The organism is Mogibacterium kristiansenii (genome assembly GCF_009695905.1).
GTDB classification, from domain to species: domain Bacteria; phylum Bacillota; class Clostridia; order Peptostreptococcales; family Anaerovoracaceae; genus Mogibacterium_A; species Mogibacterium_A kristiansenii.
Genome location: NZ_VUNA01000007.1, coordinates 48,680 through 65,884, shown reverse-complemented (window position 1 = coordinate 65,884; position 17,205 = coordinate 48,680). Strand labels below are relative to the sequence as shown.

The following is a 17,205-nucleotide window of genomic DNA, read 5'->3' as shown; positions in this document are numbered from 1 at the left end:
CAGTAAGAAGGAGATTACTTACATGCTTACAAAAGAAGAAATAAAAGTCTTCCTTGAAGCGGATGCCGGTTCGTTAGCCAAACGACAGGCCCGGGCAGGGGAAGCGTATTACGAAGGTAGACACGATATTCTGCGTTATCGGATGTTCTACTTCGATGATAACGGAAACCTTGTAGAAGACACCGAACGAACCAATGCCAAAATACCGCACCGGTTCTTCACAGAGCTTGTGGACCAGGCGACGCAGCTAATCATGTCCGATAAGAGCGGATTCGTAATGTCGGATGATCCGAAGCTGCAGGCGGAACTGGATAAGTACTTTAATTCAAACAAGCGGTTCAAGGTAGAGTTATCAGACACAATCACAGGTTTGCAGGTTAAGGGATGGGATTACATCCACACCTATCTCGGCAAGGATGACCGCCTCTGCTTTGAGAATGCAGATAGCCTTGGCGTAGTAGAAGTAGAGGGACGGTTTGCCGATGATGGAAAGGACCAAATCATTTGGAAATACAAGGACCGTATTGATAAGGCGGGCAAGATGCAGTTCAAGGTGCTTGTTGTTGATGATGAAAACACCTATTACTACAAGCAAGAGGACAACGGGGAAATTGTCTATGACGATTCAGTTCAAATTAATCCGCGGCCTCATGCTGTGTACAAAGATGCGGATGGGAACCTCAGCTCAAAGAACCTAGGTTTCCTGCCATTTCATAGGATTGATTATAACAAGAAGCAGCTCAGCCACTTGCACACGGTGAAGCTGCTCATTGATGACTATGACATGATGTCATGCGGCCTATCCAACAACATCGGAGATTTTGACAATCCAATCTATGTTGTCAAAGGATTCGAAGGGCAGAGCATGGAAGAGCTCACGACGAACCTTCGGACTAAGAGACGCATCGGCGTCCCGGATGAAGGTAATGCCGGTCTGGAAGTGCACACCATTGCAATCCCATATGAGGCTCGAAAGACCAAAATAGACATCGATGAGACCAATATCTACCGCTTCGGGATGGGGTTGAATTTATCTGGTATGAAGGATACCAATGCAACGACCAATATTGCAATCAAGCAGAGCTATTCGCTCTTAGAGATGCGCTGCAGTAAGATTATTGACCAGTTAGAGCTGCTGCTCTCCGACCTAGTAGAGATTGTGATTGCAGAGATTAATGAAAAGAATGGAACTGGATACACTGCAGATCAGGTTTACATCGATATCAACCCTGAACTAATGGCCAACGCCGGAGAAAATGCGGACATCCGATTGAAGGAGGCCCAAATCAGACAGACTGACATCAATACACTGTTGGCGCTTGCAGCGTATATGGACAATGATTTAATTCTCCAGCGGATTTGCGAAGTCCTTGATTTGGATTATGAGGATATAAAGGGCAAACTGCTTGACCCAGACGAAGCTGCAGCGGGTGTTAACAGCGCCGGAAAAGCACTTGATGGGATAGAGCCGGAATGGGATGCTGGTGGTGAGGTAATTGAATAAAAGACAACTTGAAGTGGAAAAGGCTAAGCTGTCTGCAGAAGGGCAAGTGCTTGCAAGGCTGCGCCGAGACTACAGACAAGCTGCTAAGCGGGTAAGCGAACAGATTCACCTGAAGAGCCGCGAAATTGATATTTTGTTAAAGGATATCGATGAACTGGATGAGGTGCAGCTGTCTATCTTGCAATCGAAAATCTATCAGAAACACTTTCAGGAATCTTTGAAACAGCAGATTGATAACATCATAGCGGAGCTGAACAATAAGAATTATGAGAGCATAAATAGATATCTAAAAAACAGTTACGAGCTAGGCTATACCGGTACGATGTATGACCTAGCAGGGCAAGGAATTCCGCTTGTTATGCCAATAAATCAACTCGCTATGGTAAAAGCAGTGCAGCTTAGCCCGAAGGTGTCAAAACGGTTGTATGGCGAATATGTGCATCAATTGAGCAAGCACATTCGGAACGAAGTGAGCCGCGGGATTGCCACAGCAGACAGTTATGCAAACATTGCACGAAACATCAGCAACGCTTCAAAAATCGGATTCAATAAGTCCATGCGAATTGCTAGGACAGAAGGGCATCGTGTTCAGTGTACGGCTGCATTCGATGCACAGCACAAAGCAATGGCTGCCGGGGCAGATATCATGAAACAATGGGATGCCACATTGGACGGAAGGACACGGCCGCTACACAGGGAATTGGACGGGCAAATCAAGGAACTGGATGAACCATTTGATGTTGGAGGAATACAAGTAATGTATCCATCCGCATTTGGACTTGCTTCACAGGATATTAATTGCCGGTGTGCATTGTTGCAGCGGGCACGGTGGGCGCTGGACGATGACGAGCTGGAACGGCTGAAAGCCAGAGCCGAATATTTCGGGCTGGATAAGGCGAAAGATTTTGAAGCGTTTAGAAAAGCGTATTTGGATGTTCCGGATGGTTTAGTCGATTTTTTGTTTAAGAAGGCACCTGGAGCAAGAAATGTTGTAAATGAACAGATAACTATCTTAAAGGCAATCGAAAATACACCGGCAAAAGTTGTTGATGCAATGAAATCAACAACGATTGTGGTTGGTGGTGGAGGAAGTGCTTATGATAAAAAACGGGATATTATGTATATCGCAGCAGGTGCAACGTTAGATGAAGTGTATCACGAAATCGGGCATTTGGTGGATGCAAAAGTAATGAACCAAGAAAAAGTGACAGCATTAAAAAAAGCTATATTCAAAGATGTGAATTCATCTGATATAATACCAGAAACAAAACATAGAACCAATGGCGATGCTGTTGATGTTTTGCTTGTAAAAAGTGATAAGCTTATATCTGAATATCAAGGAAGAATCTATGTTCACAAAAAGGAAGATGCATTTGATGGAAACGGTGATTTGCGAATTGATAGGATGCTTGAATTCATTTCAGAACCATATCGAGAATACATGGAAGCGCCGGAAAGTTTCAAATCAAAGTACCCGGCTTTCTATGAGTTAATGAAGGAGGCCCTTGAAGATGAATGATTATGAATATTATGAAAAAGCACTTAGTAGAGGTATTGTAATTGATGATCTCGATATTTTTGGAAGGGAAAAGCCTCCTACACTTAAGACCCCGGCAGTCACATCAGATGGATGGCTTAAATGGAATATAAATGATAAAGTTTGGTGGAAAGATACGGGCGATGAATTCTGGGAATATATAATTAGTTTTGATAAGAAAAACGAATTTGACTTGTTTGAAGATTACCCACATAAACTGACAGCAGAAGAAAAGGAAACTTTTGACAAGGAATACCCGGATTGGGCGAATCTTCTTGATTTTATGCGAAAATGAGGTAAGTTGGGGCTAAAATGGCAAAAGACGATTACCATGTGATAGTGTATCAGCTCCTGGCATATCTATATCAGTGCCTAAAGAAGGGGGAACCGATAGACGGCAATAAGCTGAACTATGGGAGCGAACTGCTTAGAATCAACAAATCCTATTGGGCATATGTCATATACAATATGCACCGCATGGGACTGATTGAAGGAATCGTTTTTGTAGACATAGACGGACAGGAAACACCTTATGCCACGATGCTGGAGAATACAAGAATCACACCGGAGGGAATTGACTATTTATGCGACAACTCATTTATGGAGAAGGCGAAGCAATTCCTAAAGGACATAAAAGAGATTACGCCGTTCATGTAAGACGGCACAATTAAATACTGTTTACAAGCATTTTGCCAACCTTGGCAGGATGCTTTTTTATTGCCCAAAAATGCGTTATGGCTCTTAAACTATCCGCAGAGCAGACCAGTTAAGTCTTAAAAACTATCGGGAGAGCACGCAAAGACAGTGCTCGGAAAGGAATTGTGATGAAATTAGAAGAATTGCTAGGAAGTGAACTTTTTGAAAAGGTGAAGGCAAAGATGGATGAGGTGAACGCCAATGAACCGGACAAACTGAAGCATGTACGTTATGCCGACCTCTCTGAAGGAGAATATGTTGGCAGAGGCAAATACGATGCCTTACAGACGAAATATGACAGTCAGACGGACGAACTGGACAAGGCGAACACTCTGATTACTCAGCTGAAGGCTGACACTCAAGGCAATGATGAACTGCAGGGAAAGATTACAGCCTACGAAGGACAGGTGACGGATTTGAAAAAGCAGCTGGCAGATACCAAGCTGAAATCTGCAATCAAAGTAGCGCTTCTTTCAGAAAATGCAGTTGATGTTGATTACCTCACATTCAAATTAGACGAAAGTCTTAAGAAAAACGGGGAAACATTGGAACTGGATGAAAATGATTCCATTAAAGGATGGGATAAGCAGATTGAAACACTCAAGACTGCATTCCCGACAATGTTTAACTCCGGCGACAACGGCGGCTTAAAGCCGCTTGGTGGTGGTCAGCTGCCGAAGGGCGGCAACAACAACAAACCCGAGCCTAAGAACCTTGCAGAAGCATTAAAGATGCACTATGAAGGTGATGGCGCACAGTAAAGAAAGGAAAAAGGTGATTTTATGGCAATGACATTGGCCGAAATGAGAGCCGGAATGTCCGACAAGGTAGCTCAGCAGGTAGTGGATACATTCCTTCGGGAATCCGAAATTCTGCAGATGCTGCCATTTGATGATACTGTATCTCCGAGCGGAGGCAGCACTCTGACATATTCGTACCTGCAGAAGAAGCTTCCATCCACAGCAGCGTTCAGACAGCTGAACCAGGAATATGAGTCATCTCAGGCAACCGTAGAACAGAAGAGCGCAAACCTCAAAATTTTCGGAGGAAAGTTCACGATGGACCGTGTGCTGAAGACAGCGGAGGGACGGTACAATAATCTGAGCTTCCAGATGGAAGAGAAGATTAGAGCCGCAATCTCGCTGTTCCATCACACACTTATTAATGGTAACAGCACAACCTCAACGGAAGAGTTTGACGGACTGGATAAGATGCTTGTAGGTACATCTACAGAATTCAATACCGGATCCATCATTGACGTGTCCAACATTACATCACTCAGAGCAAACGCAGATCAGCTCTACGAGGAACTGATGAACCTCGTACGAATGACCGATGCAGATGCGCTGCTGATGAACACTCAGATGCTGGGCAAGGTGCAGACGCTTGCGAGAACGCTTGGCTACAAGACCGAGTCTGAGGAAGCGTTCGGCAGAAAGGTTGTTTCCATGGATGGTGTAAGATTCATGGACCTTGGTAATCACTATACAGTTTCCGGCGATACTGCTACAGCAAACAGTGTTGTGAAATCCGGATTGAAGCGTTCTGTTGGCGGTAGCGAGAAGACCGGACTTACCGACATCTACGGCGTGAAGTTCGACATTAACGATGGTTTCCATGCGGCTACTCTGACAGGGGATGCAAGCATTAAGACCTATGTTCCAAATTTCGATGATCCGGGCGCCGTGAAGGATGGAGAGGTCGAGATGGTTGCAGCTACAGTTCTCAAGAACACGCAGCACGCAGGGGTTCTTCGGAACATTAAGATTGGCTAGTTTTTCAATGCGGACGGTGTGGCGGGCCTCTGCCACACCGGATTTATAGGAGGGAAAGGAACTATGGCAACAAATACCAAGAAGGCTGCCGCAAAGGCAAAGAAGCAGTACAGAATCACAGTTGACACAAATCCGGGCTTCTGCGGAGTAGATGCCGGCGGAGTGCAGTTTGCGCACGGTGAAGCAATCATCGAAGATGAACGGCTTGCCAACTGGTTCGGCGAACATGCAGGTTACAGCGTTTCTGAGTTTGTTGAAGAAACGGCTGAGGACGAAGCAGAAGAAGGTAAATAAGGCGGTGATATCGTATGATTATGACTGTCACAGAGCTTAGATCATACATTACCACGGAAGAGACCGATGCAATGCTGCAGATGAAGCTGGATGCAGTCGAAAAGATTGTGCAGAATCATACGCACAATAATTTTCATGAGTACGCAAATAACGGCGAAATCAACTATCCTGCAGATATCAAACTCGGTGCGATAAACCTGCTGAAATGGGACATGGACAACCGTGACAAGATTGGAATCCAATCAGAAACCATCAGCAGACACTCCGTAACCTATGCAGATGCGAACGGTGACAACTACGTCCAGGGCTACCCAAGGGCTTTAATGGGTTTCTTACGGCCATATGTGAAGGCGAGGTTCTGAGTATGATTGGCGGAAATAGACAGGCGGTAATCCAAATGTGCCGTGCTGACAAAGTAAATGCAATCGGTGAAGCTGTAATCGTCTGGGAAGATGTAGGCACATTAACCGGCTTCCTGGATTACTCCGGCGGTGAAGCAGACTATACAGCTTACGATGCTAAGGTAAAAGAAGCCACGCATGTTTTCATCGGTGACTATGTGGCCCTGGATGACCAAATCACCGAAGAGAACAGCCGCATGATGATAGACGGCGCCGTGTACGATATCAAGTTGATTGATGACCCGATGGGGCTGCATAAGCATTTGGAAATATTTCTCAAGTACACCGGAGGGCAGTAAGCAATGGCAAATGTGGAGTTTCATGACAACAGCGCGGCCGTTAAAGCGGCTCTGAATGGGGCTATCGAGGCCTTTCTGCACGAAGCTGCAGGTGAACTGACATCACAGACGCAGCGGAACACGAGAGTCGATACCGGTCAAACCAAAGGTGCGTGGCAGTATAACGTTGCCAAATCCGGGACAATAACCGTTGCCACAATCGGAAACCCTCTGGAAAATGCAATCTGGGAGGAATTTGGCACGGGTGAATATGCAATCCATGGAGACGGCAGAAAAGGCGGCTGGAAATACCGTGACCGTAATGGAAACTGGCATTGTACAAAGGGGAAGACTCCAACCAGAGCGTTTTTCACGGCATACACATCGACCAAGCCGAAAATCATCAAGCTTGCAGAGTTGACGATTGGAGCACAAATGAAATGAGCACAGCAGTTTTAAGTGCTGTTTCGGATGGGATGAAAGCCGCCGGGTTGAACTACCAGTTCAGAGAGTGGAAGGGACCATTAAAGTATCCGTATTTCGTAGGTGATTACCAGGAAAGCGAACCGCAAAACGAAGACGGAATGCAAGAGGTCACATTTACGTTGGAAGGCTTTACCCGAGAAGGATATCAAGATCTGGAAGCAGCGAAAGAGAAAATTGAACGTTACTTCGACCCAATTGCGGGACGTAGGACCATCACCCCGAATGGCGTGGTGGTTATTTTTTATGCATATTCTTTGGCCAACATTCCGACGGGGGATGCAGAGCTTAAGAAGATTCAAATAATACTAACGATAAAAGAATGGAAGGGGAATTAAACCATGGCAGAATGGAAAGATTTCAAGGTTTCCGGCGTTACCGCGAACACGCCGAAGTCTATCATGCTCGGAGCCGGTACTCTGTACCGTGGACTTACATTCACAAAAGGCAGCTCCGGAGGACAGGGCAGCTGGGCAGGCGAAATTATTGGCGCCACATCCGGCGGAACAAAGCTGTCTATTACACCGGAGATCACAGACGTTGACGTGGATGGTGTTCTCGTTAAGGCAAAAGGACTGTCCTTTAAGACGGGTGAAAAGGCAACCATCGAAACAAACATGGTTGAGCTTACGAAAGACTGGATTAAGGCGGTCGTAATCGGTAAGGAAGGCGCGTCTGAGGACAGCAGATTCACAGTAATCGAATCGGATGCACACATTAGCGATGCTAGTTACGTTGAGAATTTTGGTTATGTTGGATTCATGACAGACGGCACACCGATTGTAATCATCTTTGATTATGCCCTCTGCACATCCGGCTTGGAGGCAGAAGGCAAGAATAAAGAAGCAGCCGTAACACCGGCAACCTTCGAGTGCTATGCGGAACTGTCTGCTGGCCAGACAGATACACTGCCGTATCATATTTATGTGCCAAACATTACGGCATAGGAGATAAACCATGAGAGCGGTTGTAATTGCCCCATTTAGGGACAAGAACAAGCCGGACACTGGTTATGGTGTGGGGGATGTGTTGGACGTCCCCCGGAAGCGCTATGACGAGCTTGTGGCGGCGGGAGTAGTGCGGCCCGGAAATAAGGTTGCACAAAATGACAATGATAACAAAAATAAGACGGAGGATTAAAAAATGGGCGAAAAAAAGTATACTCTCAGAGAACTGCAGGCGGATGATTTCTTTACTATCACAACAATCTTGGGAAAGATTGGCGTAGGAGAGTTCAAGAATTTGTTCACACCTGAACTGATTAATGTTGCTGCTGCAGCTGTATTAGATGGTGATCAGAGCTTGCAGGAAACAGTTGGATACAACGTTTTCTTCGACGCTGCGGGAATCATTCTGAATAACATGGAGCCATGCAAGCATGACGTGTATCGGTTCGTGTCAGATCTTACAGGTATCCCGGCTGAGAAGGTGGGGAAGCTTCCGATTACGACTTTCTTTGAGATTATCATGAACATCGTAAAGAAGGAGGAATTCCGGGATTTTTTCGGGGCTGCGTTAAGGCTGCTTGCTTAGGGGATACACAAATATGGGACTTGCTTTATCGGCGGTACGGTGACCCGACAGCATTGCTTAATCAGTTAATTCGAAACAGGAAGCTGTCGGATTACCTGGATGATTTGTTGGATATCCTGCAGGAAGAAATGAAGGATAAAACCATGTGGGAATTCTTCCTTGCAAAGGTGGAAGGAAAGACCTATGCGGAATTTCTCGGGGAGGTTGAACGAACAGAACCTGATCCGGTAGACATGGAGCAGGTTGAGGTTACTGTACAAAAATCAATGAACATACTAGAGAATTTCAGCTTAAATTAGAAAGGGACGTTTCATGGAATTATTCCAGCTACTTGGCAAAATTGCAATAGATAACGCAGCGGCAACGGCGAAGCTGGACGAAACGACCAGTAAAGCCAAAAACGCAACAGCACAAATAGAAAATTCAATGTCGGAAGCGGAGAAGGCTTCCGGCAAGTCCATGGAAGGCATCGGAGAATCCGCAAGCGAAGCCTTTGGAGGTATCGGCGAATCGGCACGAAAAGGGCTCACTGAAGCACAGAAGCGCTCGCTTGAAGTTACCGATGGAATCGGGAAGGCATGCCAGAAGGTGGGCGGGAAGCTGACCAACTTTATCACGAAGCCGGCTATGATTGCCACTACGGCTCTTGCCGGTATGGTGATCCATAAAGGTTGGTCAAGAATGACCCAAATCGACGAAGCGAAAGCAAAGCTGACCGGGCTCGGAAATTCGGCGAAGGACGTAAAGACCATCATGGCGAACGCTATGACTGCCGTAAAAGGAACGGCGTTCGGAATGGATGAGGCGGCCACTACGGCAGCGGCTGCAGTGGCAGCAGGTATTAAACCGGGTAAAGAGCTGGAAAGATATCTGACCCTTGTGGGAGATGCTGCCACAATAGCCGGGACGAACATGGGAGACATGGGCTCTATCTTCAATAAGGTTGCGGCAAACGGAAAGATATCTGCAGAGGAAATGAATCAGCTTGCGGACCGAGGAATCCCTATCTGGCAGTTATTGGCAGAATCCACCGGGAAATCTATGGATCAGGTGCGAAAAGAGGTTTCTTCCGGAAGTATCAAAATCGGAGAATTCCAAACTGCTATTGAGAAGGGCATGGGCGGAGCGGCCCAGAACGGCGGGAAAACCGTAAGAGGTGCCATGAAAAATGTTGGCGCCGCTCTTGGACGAGTGGGAGCCAATTTCTTAGGTGCATCGGATGATGCCGGGACCTTCTCCAGCCAGCTCGTGGCGGCAATGAACGACGCTAAGGAATGGCTTGGAGGTGCTGAAGAGAAAGCGAAGAAGTGCGGTAAAACCTTTGGTTCCGTGTTTGGAACAACCGTAAAAATATTTAAGGCTCTACCGACAAGCGTCAAGGTGACAGGCGCAGCGTTTACATTGGCTGCAGGTCCGGCGCTGAAGCTTGCCGGGTCCGTAATTAGGTCTAACGTAGCGATGGCTAAGTTTAAGGCGGCGGCAGAGGGCATGTCGGTTGCACAGGGAGTTCTTACCGGGCAGATTACAGCGTCTAATGTGGTCCTCAGCGGGATGTGGTCGAAGCTGTCGTCGTTGTCTATCGCAATCAATCCGATGGCATTGACCATTGCCGGGGTGACAGCTGCAGCCGGCGGATTGGCATTTGCATTCTATAAAGTATATCAGAGTACACACCAGGCTACCATGGCAGCCAACGACATGGTGAAGGAACACGCTAAGACCGTAGTTTCAACCAGGAACCAGGCAGAATCACAGGCGAAATCTGCGGAAATCTACTCGGAACGCCTGGATCAGCTGATGTCTAAAGAACATCAATCTGCGAATGATAAGAAGCTCATCAAGACCTACGTTGATAAGCTGAATCATTCCGTGCATGGATTGAACCTGAAGTATGATGAAGAGAAAAATAAACTTAATCAGACTTCGGAAGCAATCCATAAAAAGATACAGGCGCAAAAGGAAGCAGCGATTCAGAACGCGTATATCAAACAGGGGCAGGAAGCCCTTGATAAATACGCCGAATCACAAGTAAAGCTTGCAGAAGCAGAGGAAGCGCTGAAAACCAAGGAACAGGAAGTAAGCGATGCCAGAAAAAAAGGTTATACAAACGACCAAATGCAGCGTGAACTGCGCGAAGCAAAGGCGAAAGTAGATGATCTTACTAAGGCGACGGCTACGTATTCTCAGGAAGCGCAGAAGCAGCAGAATATGGCGCAGATTGCGACAGGAGCATGGGACCAAATTATCAAGAAGGCAGGCTATGCAGGTAAAGAAATTCCAGCATCTCTCACAAGGGGAATCAAGAACGGTACGTATCAGATTCCGGCAACCGTATCCGAACTGAATGCACTGATTAAGTTCGATAAAATGGCGGAGAATGCAAAAGGATCATCGCAAAAGGCGGTTAACAATATCAAGGAGCAGCTTGCATCCGGAAACATGACCGTCAAAGAAGCAACTGCGGAGCTGAATAAGGCGATGAAGAAGGAGATGGATAAAGCTCCGTCTACGGCAAAAAAAGCCGGAAAGAAAAGCGGAAAAGGCTATGCTACCGGTGTAAGCTCGACGAAATCAACTTCAAAATCCGCAGGTAAATCCCTTGCCAGTGCAACGAAGTCCGGGGCCGGAGCGACGAGCTTAAGCGGGACCGGAAAGAAGCATGGTAAGGAGCTCGCCACAGGGGTAAAGAGTGCATCCGGGGAAAACAAGAAGGCCGGCAAATCCGCAGCGGAAAGCGCTAAGAAGGGCGCACGAGGGGTAAAGATGAATGATACCGGTTCAAACCTTGCAAGAGGTATTGCATCCGGAATTACCAGCGGAACGCACTTCATCGAATCTGCTGCACGGTCCGCAATCGATAGAGCTAAGAGTGCCGCTAATAAGCGAGCTGAGGTTAGGTCACCATCACGTGTTTTCCGTGACGAAGTCGGCGTATTCCTGGCCAAAGGTGTCGCTGTCGGAATGGAACAGGAGATTCCAACCATTGAGGCTGCCGCGCAGAATATGATCGATGCGGCGAAAGTCAAGGCAACCTATTCTATGGGCAGCGATGTTAGCGTTGATACGTCCGGAAACCCTATGATTCCGGTATCCGGTAGAAGCAATCAAGATGAAATTCTGATGCAGATTCTTGCGCTGCTTCGAGAGTTAACCATGAACGTGGAGAATCAGAAAATCCTATGGAACGACAGAGAGCTTGGAAGGATGGTGAGAACTTATGCTCGATAAGATGAAATATGTTAACAGCAAAGGTCAGACAATCTTATTTGGGCAGGCACCGTATTATATTAAGTACAACGAGATCCGAAAGTATTCATGGAGTTATGAGACTTACCAGAGCTACAACAGAATCGCGCGGTTTAACAGGGGGCTGTCCGAAAGGCAGCTTCCTGTTGTCATTATTGCCGGTGATGCAGCGGATTGTACAGCTGCGAAGAACCACCTGCATGATGTAATTGATTACGATGTACAGAAGAAGCAGAAAGGGAAGCTCTACATCGGTGACTATTACCTTAACGGGTATTTCTTTTCGTCCGAGCCCTCTGCTTTTTTGGAATCGGGACTGAAAGCAAATATTAACCTTAGTTTTGTCGCCGAAAAGTCTGTATGGATTAAAGAACTAAAAACAGAATTCTTGAGTACAAGCCACGAAACGAGCGAGGCTTCCGGGACTGCAAAGGGATTAAAATCCCCACCATATGGATACCCATACGACTATCTGGCAGAGGATAGCACACATATGACAATAACCAACAACGCTATTACAGACGCTGCAGTAGTAATCATTATCAACGGTTATGCGTACAACCCTTCGGTGCGGATTGGGAGCAACCTGTATGAATTCGATTTGACCGTAGAGCGGGGCGAATATTTGAAGATTGACGGACTGAACAAGGAGGCCGTGCTGGTAGATCTTGCCGGAAACAGTGAGTCGGTTTTCGGTTACCGAAATAAAGAGCATGACCTTTTCGCAAAGATTCCGGAGGGGAACAACGCTGTGTCGTGGAACGGCGCGTTTGAATTCACGGTAACACTATACGAGGAAAGGACGGAACCAAAATGGAATTAATATTCCTCGACCATACGCGGTTCGAGCTTGGTGTTCTAAGTGAATATGCGTTAGATATCGATTTGGCGGACCAGAAGGATTTTGAAATTAAGACACTGACGGACAACAGAGACCTTCTGCAAGAAAAGTACTGGTGGTATATCGATGGCACGGAATACGGCGGTATTATCGACAAGATATCTCATGATACCGAATCTGATGAAATTGTGTACACTGGGCGGAACTTCAGAGGAATTCTCGCCACGAGGGTGGTGGAGCCGCAGAACGGCGAAGATTATGTTGTTGTAGACGGAAATGCGCAGGACGTGTTGAACATGCTGATCGCACAGGTGGGCTTGTCAGACCTGTTTGTTGCGAACGAATCCGATATTGAAATCAACCAGTACCAGTTTGACCGGTATACAGATTTATATTCAGGGATTATCAAAATGCTGGATTCCGTAAACTGCAAGCTGAAGCTGCGCTATAGTGCGCTTGATTCAAAGTGTCACATTTGGGCGGAGCTTATAGATGATTACAGCGACTATCTCACCTATTGCAAAGATAACACCGTGAATTTCAAAATATCGTCTAACAAGGGTGGCGTCAACCATCTAATCTGTCTCGGTCAAGGCGAACTGAAAGAACGGTATGTGATACATCTTTTTACGGATGAATTCGGCGCCCTGCAGCCATACGCTACAACAGACACGCCCATGCAAGATACGGATTATATCCTGGACAAATCAATGCAGGTGATGATTGGACTCGACGAAATCGCAGAGGTTTATGATTTGTCTAACGCAGGACTGACTCAGAATTATATTCCGCTTACAAGTCAGCCGCACGACTGGGCGAAGAACTTCAAAAACTACTTTAAGCTAAGCGACAGCAGCACTGATGAGCACGAGAGCTATACCGGTGTGGAGCCACAGCAGGAGTACTTTGCGCTCGATACCAAGCCGGGAGATTGGAGTAAGACATATCAGAACTATTACCAAAAAAACGATTCAGATACGTCTGATTCTGACTATAGGGCGGTAGATTCTGTTGTGATCAGCACTACTTATCCTACGCTAGCCACCAAGCCATCGGACTGGGCGAAAAACTACAGCAATTATTATTATCGATTCGATGATGGTGTAGAGGTGACATATCCATCGGTATCCGGAATCAGTTACAACACCTACAAGAAGCAAACTCGAAAGCCATCGGACTGGGCAAAGAATTACAGCAGCTATTACGTTATAACCAAAGACAAAAAGGGGAAAAAGCACTACACTTCTGTCAAGGGTATGGGAAAGAAGAAAAACAAGGCCCCTGCATGGAAGAAAAACAAATATTATACACAGTATTCGAATGAAAAACCACCGGCATTCAAGAATGGATATCACCGGAAGAAGGTAGAGAAGAGCGGCGCTCCGACATGGGTATCTGGCATGTATTACTACATGGAGGAAGCAGCGCCGACCTGGGATAACGGTGCGTTTTATGCGCTTGTTAACGATAATTACGCCGAACTGGTGAACGGTGGAATCGACCGCCTTGAATCACTATCCAATACGGAAAGCCAGGAGGTCACACTGGAGGATTTTGAGGCGGATATCGGCGATGTTGTGGGTGGCATTGATGATGTTACCGGCATAGAACTGTGTGAGAAGATTACGAACATGATTGTTACAATCCAGAACGATGTAATTAATATCGACTATAGCATAGGGGGCGAGAACAAATGAAAATAATCACAGGTGCAACCGGACAGGCGCACGTTAATGCAGCGGATGATGGTGCATTATACGCTGCACTCTTCGGTACAAGTCAATTTGTGCTGCCGATTGAGAATCAGCTGGAGGCAGAAGTAATTGCTACAACGAGAATCCGAATCAAGAGCGGTGATGTAATGGTTCACGGACGGCATGCAAGGATCCCGCACGGCACATATGACGAGCTTACTATTGACAACGGCACATCCGGATACAAGCGCAACGACATTATCGTGTGCCATTACGAAGAAACTGATGGCATCGAGAGTATGGTGCTGAAAGTGCTGAAAGGCACCCCGACCACAGGGGCACCTAAGGACCCAGATGTAGTAGAGGGGAATATCTTAAACGGTGATTCCGTGCATGAATTCCCGCTGTATCGTGTGAGATTGAATGGAATCAATCTTGACGGGTTGGACAAACTCTTTTCCGTATGGGACGCTGGGACAAATCACAAACACACAATGAATCAAATCGACGGATCGCTGCCGATGGACAGAGTGACTGGGACTTTGCCATTGGATCGCACAAGCGGCGGGCTTACAGCAAGTAGAATCAATGGCCTGATTCCGATTGCACAAGGTGGCACCGGGGCAGCAACCTCTACGGACGCACGGAAGAATTTGTTTGATAACAAAGCTTTGCCGGTAGCCGAAGGAGGAACCGGAGTTAAATCATATGAAGAATACTTCTATGCTGCATATTACATTTCAGATTACGTGCTGGACAATCAAACGATAGCGGCTGGAGAATCAAAAGAACTCACTTATAATTTCGGTATGGCAGGCCCTAGTATTCTTGCGGGTTGGTATCTTTCTAATGCTACATCTTCGGGGAAGAATGTTTCTAATGTACATGTATACGGGGCGTATATCAACGCTAACGGAGATAAATTTGTGATTAAATGTATAAATACAGGAAGTTCTACGGCAAAAGTTAAAGCGACCTTTAGAGCTTTTAGAGTGAGATACTAAGGGAGGTGCGACATGGATATTAACAAAATCGCCAAAAAATATGAAATGGATGTGCTGGAAGATTATGTTAAAAATAGTGAAGAACCGGAATGGTTTGCAAAGATTTTATGGTATGAAACTTTTTTAAGGTTTACAGACTATATTGTTTTAAAACTGACGGAAGGCAGCCTGACCACAGAAGATTGCAAGGATGAACTTGCAGCCCGTGAGATTGCAAGGCAGGAAATCGCCAAATTGAACGGCGAAACATACGAATCAAAGCAGAACGCAAAAACGATTGACGAAAGAACAACGATTCTGGAAGTGGACGGATTGCAGGCAGTTATTGACCAGGAATGCAGGGTTTCAATGCTTGAAATCGGAATTACTGAATAACGGAAGGGGAATATCATGTATAACATTGCAAAAAGACTTATAGAGCTTGGAAGAACGGACGGTTTGGCGAAGAGAATTGACCTCTTGTATACGCTTGGAAAGTTGACAGACGAAGAGTACAAGGACCTTGTTGAACTGTTGAACAATTAGTTGAACAATTAAATATATCAACCAAAGCAGCCAATACCGGCTGCTTTTTTATATGCAAAAAAGAAAGGATGGAACAAATGTTTAACAAGATTTGGTGGAAGGCTGCGGGAATCCGTGCAGTGAAGACAATGGCACAGACTGCCGTAGCGACAATCGGGACCGCGACAATGGTGACCAGCGTTGACTGGAAGATGGTAGGATCTGCGACTGTTTTGGCGGGTGTGCTGTCACTGCTGACATCTGTCAATGGACTTCCGGAATGCAAGGCACAGGCTGCACTAGACGCAGCGGATGAAGAAGCTACAGACGATGAAGCGGAAGCTGTGGATGAAGTAAAGGAATGCGAGGTGATTTAGTATGAGTAAAACTGTAGCGCTGTTCGTGGGACATGGAACCAGCACCAATGGCGGATGGGATTCCGGATGCACCTATGGAAAGTATACCGAAGCGGGTTTGATGAAGGGCATTGCCAAGTATGCCATTAGCTACTTAAAGAAGTCCGGGGTTAAGGTGATTACTGACTACCCGGCGAACAACATTAACATGGTTAAGCAGGTTGCGAAATCCAACGCTGCCGGTGTTTCGCTGCATGTGGCCCTGCACTGTGATTACTCTAAGGCGCCGTCCGGTACGATTCCGCTGTATACCTCTGCAAAGGGCAAGAAGGCGGCAAAGCTGATGAATCAGTACGTAATGAAGTACGTAGGTATCAAAACTCGTGGCGTTGGCCGCAGAACTGATCTGTATGAGCTTAACGCAACGAATGCCCCGGCAGTAATCTTCGAATGCGGATCTATTAAGGCAGACCTGGCGAAGATGAAGAGCAAGCAGAAGGCGTACGGTAAAGGAATCGCAGAGGGAATTTGCAAGTATCTTGGCATTCCGTTCAAGGGTGATTCCTCGAAAAAGAAAAAAGAAGTGTACCGTGTAAGAAAAAGCTGGGATAACGAAAAATCTCAGAAGGGCGCATTCCGTAGTTTGGCCAACGCTAAGGCTTGTGCCGATAAAAACGGCTACACCGTTTTTAACAGTGCCGGTAAGCCCGTTTACAAAGGGAAATAGGATGGTAGAAACATTGATTTCGGTTTGCGGGGCGGTCATTGTCTGCCTAATCAATAACCACTGCCAGCAGGAAAGGTTTGAAGCTCAGCAGAAAAGTGTGGCTGAAGAAGCGGAGCGAAAACACGACGAAACAATCCGCATGATAGAGTATAAGCTGGATCAACTGACAAAGAAGGTTGAGCTTCATAATAATGCAGTTGAACGGCTCTACGCTGTGGAAACCAAGACGGCACTGGCAGAGGAAAAGATGAAGGTTGCAAACCATAGAATAGACGATTTGGAACGGGGCAGGAGTTAATTCTGCCCCGATTTTTTGCGTGATATACGTGATA

24 protein-coding genes are annotated in these 17,205 nt (G+C 46.4%); all 24 read left to right on the top strand.

From position 1 onward, the window contains the following. The first annotated feature begins 22 nt into the window (after window positions 1-22). A complete protein-coding gene (locus tag FYJ65_RS04760; protein WP_154554217.1) occupies window positions 23-1,504 on the top strand; it encodes a phage portal protein in 1,482 nt (493 codons plus the stop codon). Next, window positions 1,497-3,023, top strand: coding sequence for a phage minor head protein (locus FYJ65_RS04755; protein ID WP_154554216.1), 1,527 nt, complete (start codon window positions 1,497-1,499; stop codon window positions 3,021-3,023). The genes FYJ65_RS04760 and FYJ65_RS04755 overlap by 8 nt, the downstream gene beginning before the upstream one ends. Continuing rightward, on the top strand, window positions 3,016-3,336 hold the full coding sequence (locus FYJ65_RS04750) for a DUF7675 family protein (protein ID WP_206157312.1): 321 nt from the start codon (window positions 3,016-3,018) through the stop codon (window positions 3,334-3,336). Before FYJ65_RS04755 ends, FYJ65_RS04750 begins: the two co-directional genes overlap by 8 nt. A gap of 17 nt (window positions 3,337-3,353) precedes the next feature. Next, window positions 3,354-3,698 (top strand): YjcQ family protein, encoded by a 345-nt coding sequence (locus FYJ65_RS04745; protein ID WP_154554215.1) that lies wholly within the window; start codon window positions 3,354-3,356, stop codon window positions 3,696-3,698. A gap of 167 nt (window positions 3,699-3,865) precedes the next feature. Further along, window positions 3,866-4,498 carry a phage scaffolding protein gene (locus FYJ65_RS04740; protein ID WP_154554214.1) on the top strand — a complete coding sequence of 211 codons (633 nt, stop codon included), beginning with the start codon at window positions 3,866-3,868 and terminating at the stop codon, window positions 4,496-4,498. A gap of 21 nt (window positions 4,499-4,519) precedes the next feature. Next, window positions 4,520-5,512, top strand: coding sequence for a major capsid protein (locus FYJ65_RS04735; RefSeq protein WP_154554213.1), 993 nt, complete (start codon window positions 4,520-4,522; stop codon window positions 5,510-5,512). A 63-nt stretch (window positions 5,513-5,575) separates the two neighbouring features. Further along, window positions 5,576-5,806, top strand: a complete 231-nt coding sequence (locus FYJ65_RS04730; RefSeq protein WP_154554212.1) for a hypothetical protein — start codon at window positions 5,576-5,578, stop codon at window positions 5,804-5,806. A 14-nt stretch (window positions 5,807-5,820) separates the two neighbouring features. Next, window positions 5,821-6,168 carry a head-tail connector protein gene (locus tag FYJ65_RS04725; protein ID WP_154554211.1) on the top strand — a complete coding sequence of 116 codons (348 nt, stop codon included), beginning with the start codon at window positions 5,821-5,823 and terminating at the stop codon, window positions 6,166-6,168. 2 nt (window positions 6,169-6,170) lie between these two features. After that, a complete protein-coding gene (locus tag FYJ65_RS04720) occupies window positions 6,171-6,506 on the top strand; it encodes a phage head completion protein (protein ID WP_154554210.1) in 336 nt (111 codons plus the stop codon). A gap of 3 nt (window positions 6,507-6,509) precedes the next feature. Next, on the top strand, window positions 6,510-6,929 hold the full coding sequence (locus tag FYJ65_RS04715; protein ID WP_154554209.1) for an HK97 gp10 family phage protein: 420 nt from the start codon (window positions 6,510-6,512) through the stop codon (window positions 6,927-6,929). Next, on the top strand, window positions 6,926-7,306 hold the full coding sequence (locus FYJ65_RS04710) for a hypothetical protein (RefSeq protein WP_154554208.1): 381 nt from the start codon (window positions 6,926-6,928) through the stop codon (window positions 7,304-7,306). The genes FYJ65_RS04715 and FYJ65_RS04710 overlap by 4 nt, the downstream gene beginning before the upstream one ends. 3 nt (window positions 7,307-7,309) lie before the next feature. Then, window positions 7,310-7,915: a hypothetical protein gene (locus tag FYJ65_RS04705; protein ID WP_154554207.1), complete on the top strand. Its 606-nt coding sequence runs from the start codon at window positions 7,310-7,312 to the stop codon at window positions 7,913-7,915. A gap of 10 nt (window positions 7,916-7,925) precedes the next feature. Next, a complete protein-coding gene (locus FYJ65_RS04700; protein WP_154554206.1) occupies window positions 7,926-8,108 on the top strand; it encodes a hypothetical protein in 183 nt (60 codons plus the stop codon). Window positions 8,109-8,111: 3 nt separating this feature from the next. Further along, the gene (locus tag FYJ65_RS04695; protein WP_154554205.1) at window positions 8,112-8,501 is read left to right on the top strand and encodes a hypothetical protein; all 390 of its coding nucleotides are present in this window, start codon (window positions 8,112-8,114) and stop codon (window positions 8,499-8,501) included. A gap of 53 nt (window positions 8,502-8,554) precedes the next feature. Continuing rightward, the gene (locus FYJ65_RS04690; RefSeq protein ID WP_154554204.1) at window positions 8,555-8,800 is read left to right on the top strand and encodes a hypothetical protein; all 246 of its coding nucleotides are present in this window, start codon (window positions 8,555-8,557) and stop codon (window positions 8,798-8,800) included. Between the two features lie 13 nt (window positions 8,801-8,813). Next, window positions 8,814-11,729 carry a tape measure protein gene (locus tag FYJ65_RS04685; RefSeq protein WP_154554203.1) on the top strand — a complete coding sequence of 972 codons (2,916 nt, stop codon included), beginning with the start codon at window positions 8,814-8,816 and terminating at the stop codon, window positions 11,727-11,729. Next, entirely contained in the window at window positions 11,719-12,570 is an 852-nt protein-coding gene (locus tag FYJ65_RS04680; protein WP_154554202.1) for a hypothetical protein, read from the top strand. The genes FYJ65_RS04685 and FYJ65_RS04680 overlap by 11 nt, the downstream gene beginning before the upstream one ends. 62 nt (window positions 12,571-12,632) lie before the next feature. Next, window positions 12,633-14,285, top strand: a complete 1,653-nt coding sequence (locus FYJ65_RS04675; protein ID WP_154554201.1) for a hypothetical protein — start codon at window positions 12,633-12,635, stop codon at window positions 14,283-14,285. Further along, the gene (locus FYJ65_RS04670; protein ID WP_154554200.1) at window positions 14,282-15,286 is read left to right on the top strand and encodes a hypothetical protein; all 1,005 of its coding nucleotides are present in this window, start codon (window positions 14,282-14,284) and stop codon (window positions 15,284-15,286) included. Before FYJ65_RS04675 ends, FYJ65_RS04670 begins: the two co-directional genes overlap by 4 nt. 12 nt (window positions 15,287-15,298) lie before the next feature. Next, the gene (locus FYJ65_RS04665; RefSeq protein WP_154554199.1) at window positions 15,299-15,661 is read left to right on the top strand and encodes a hypothetical protein; all 363 of its coding nucleotides are present in this window, start codon (window positions 15,299-15,301) and stop codon (window positions 15,659-15,661) included. Between the two features lie 15 nt (window positions 15,662-15,676). Then, a complete protein-coding gene (locus FYJ65_RS09750; RefSeq protein WP_268890079.1) occupies window positions 15,677-15,811 on the top strand; it encodes a hypothetical protein in 135 nt (44 codons plus the stop codon). Between the two features lie 77 nt (window positions 15,812-15,888). Continuing rightward, the gene (locus FYJ65_RS09790; protein ID WP_154554198.1) at window positions 15,889-16,167 is read left to right on the top strand and encodes a holin; all 279 of its coding nucleotides are present in this window, start codon (window positions 15,889-15,891) and stop codon (window positions 16,165-16,167) included. A gap of 1 nt (window position 16,168) precedes the next feature. Beyond that, window positions 16,169-16,873, top strand: coding sequence for an N-acetylmuramoyl-L-alanine amidase (locus FYJ65_RS04655; RefSeq protein ID WP_154554197.1), 705 nt, complete (start codon window positions 16,169-16,171; stop codon window positions 16,871-16,873). A gap of 1 nt (window position 16,874) precedes the next feature. Further along, window positions 16,875-17,171, top strand: a complete 297-nt coding sequence (locus FYJ65_RS04650) for a hypothetical protein (RefSeq protein WP_154554196.1) — start codon at window positions 16,875-16,877, stop codon at window positions 17,169-17,171. Window positions 17,172-17,205 lie beyond the last annotated feature (34 nt).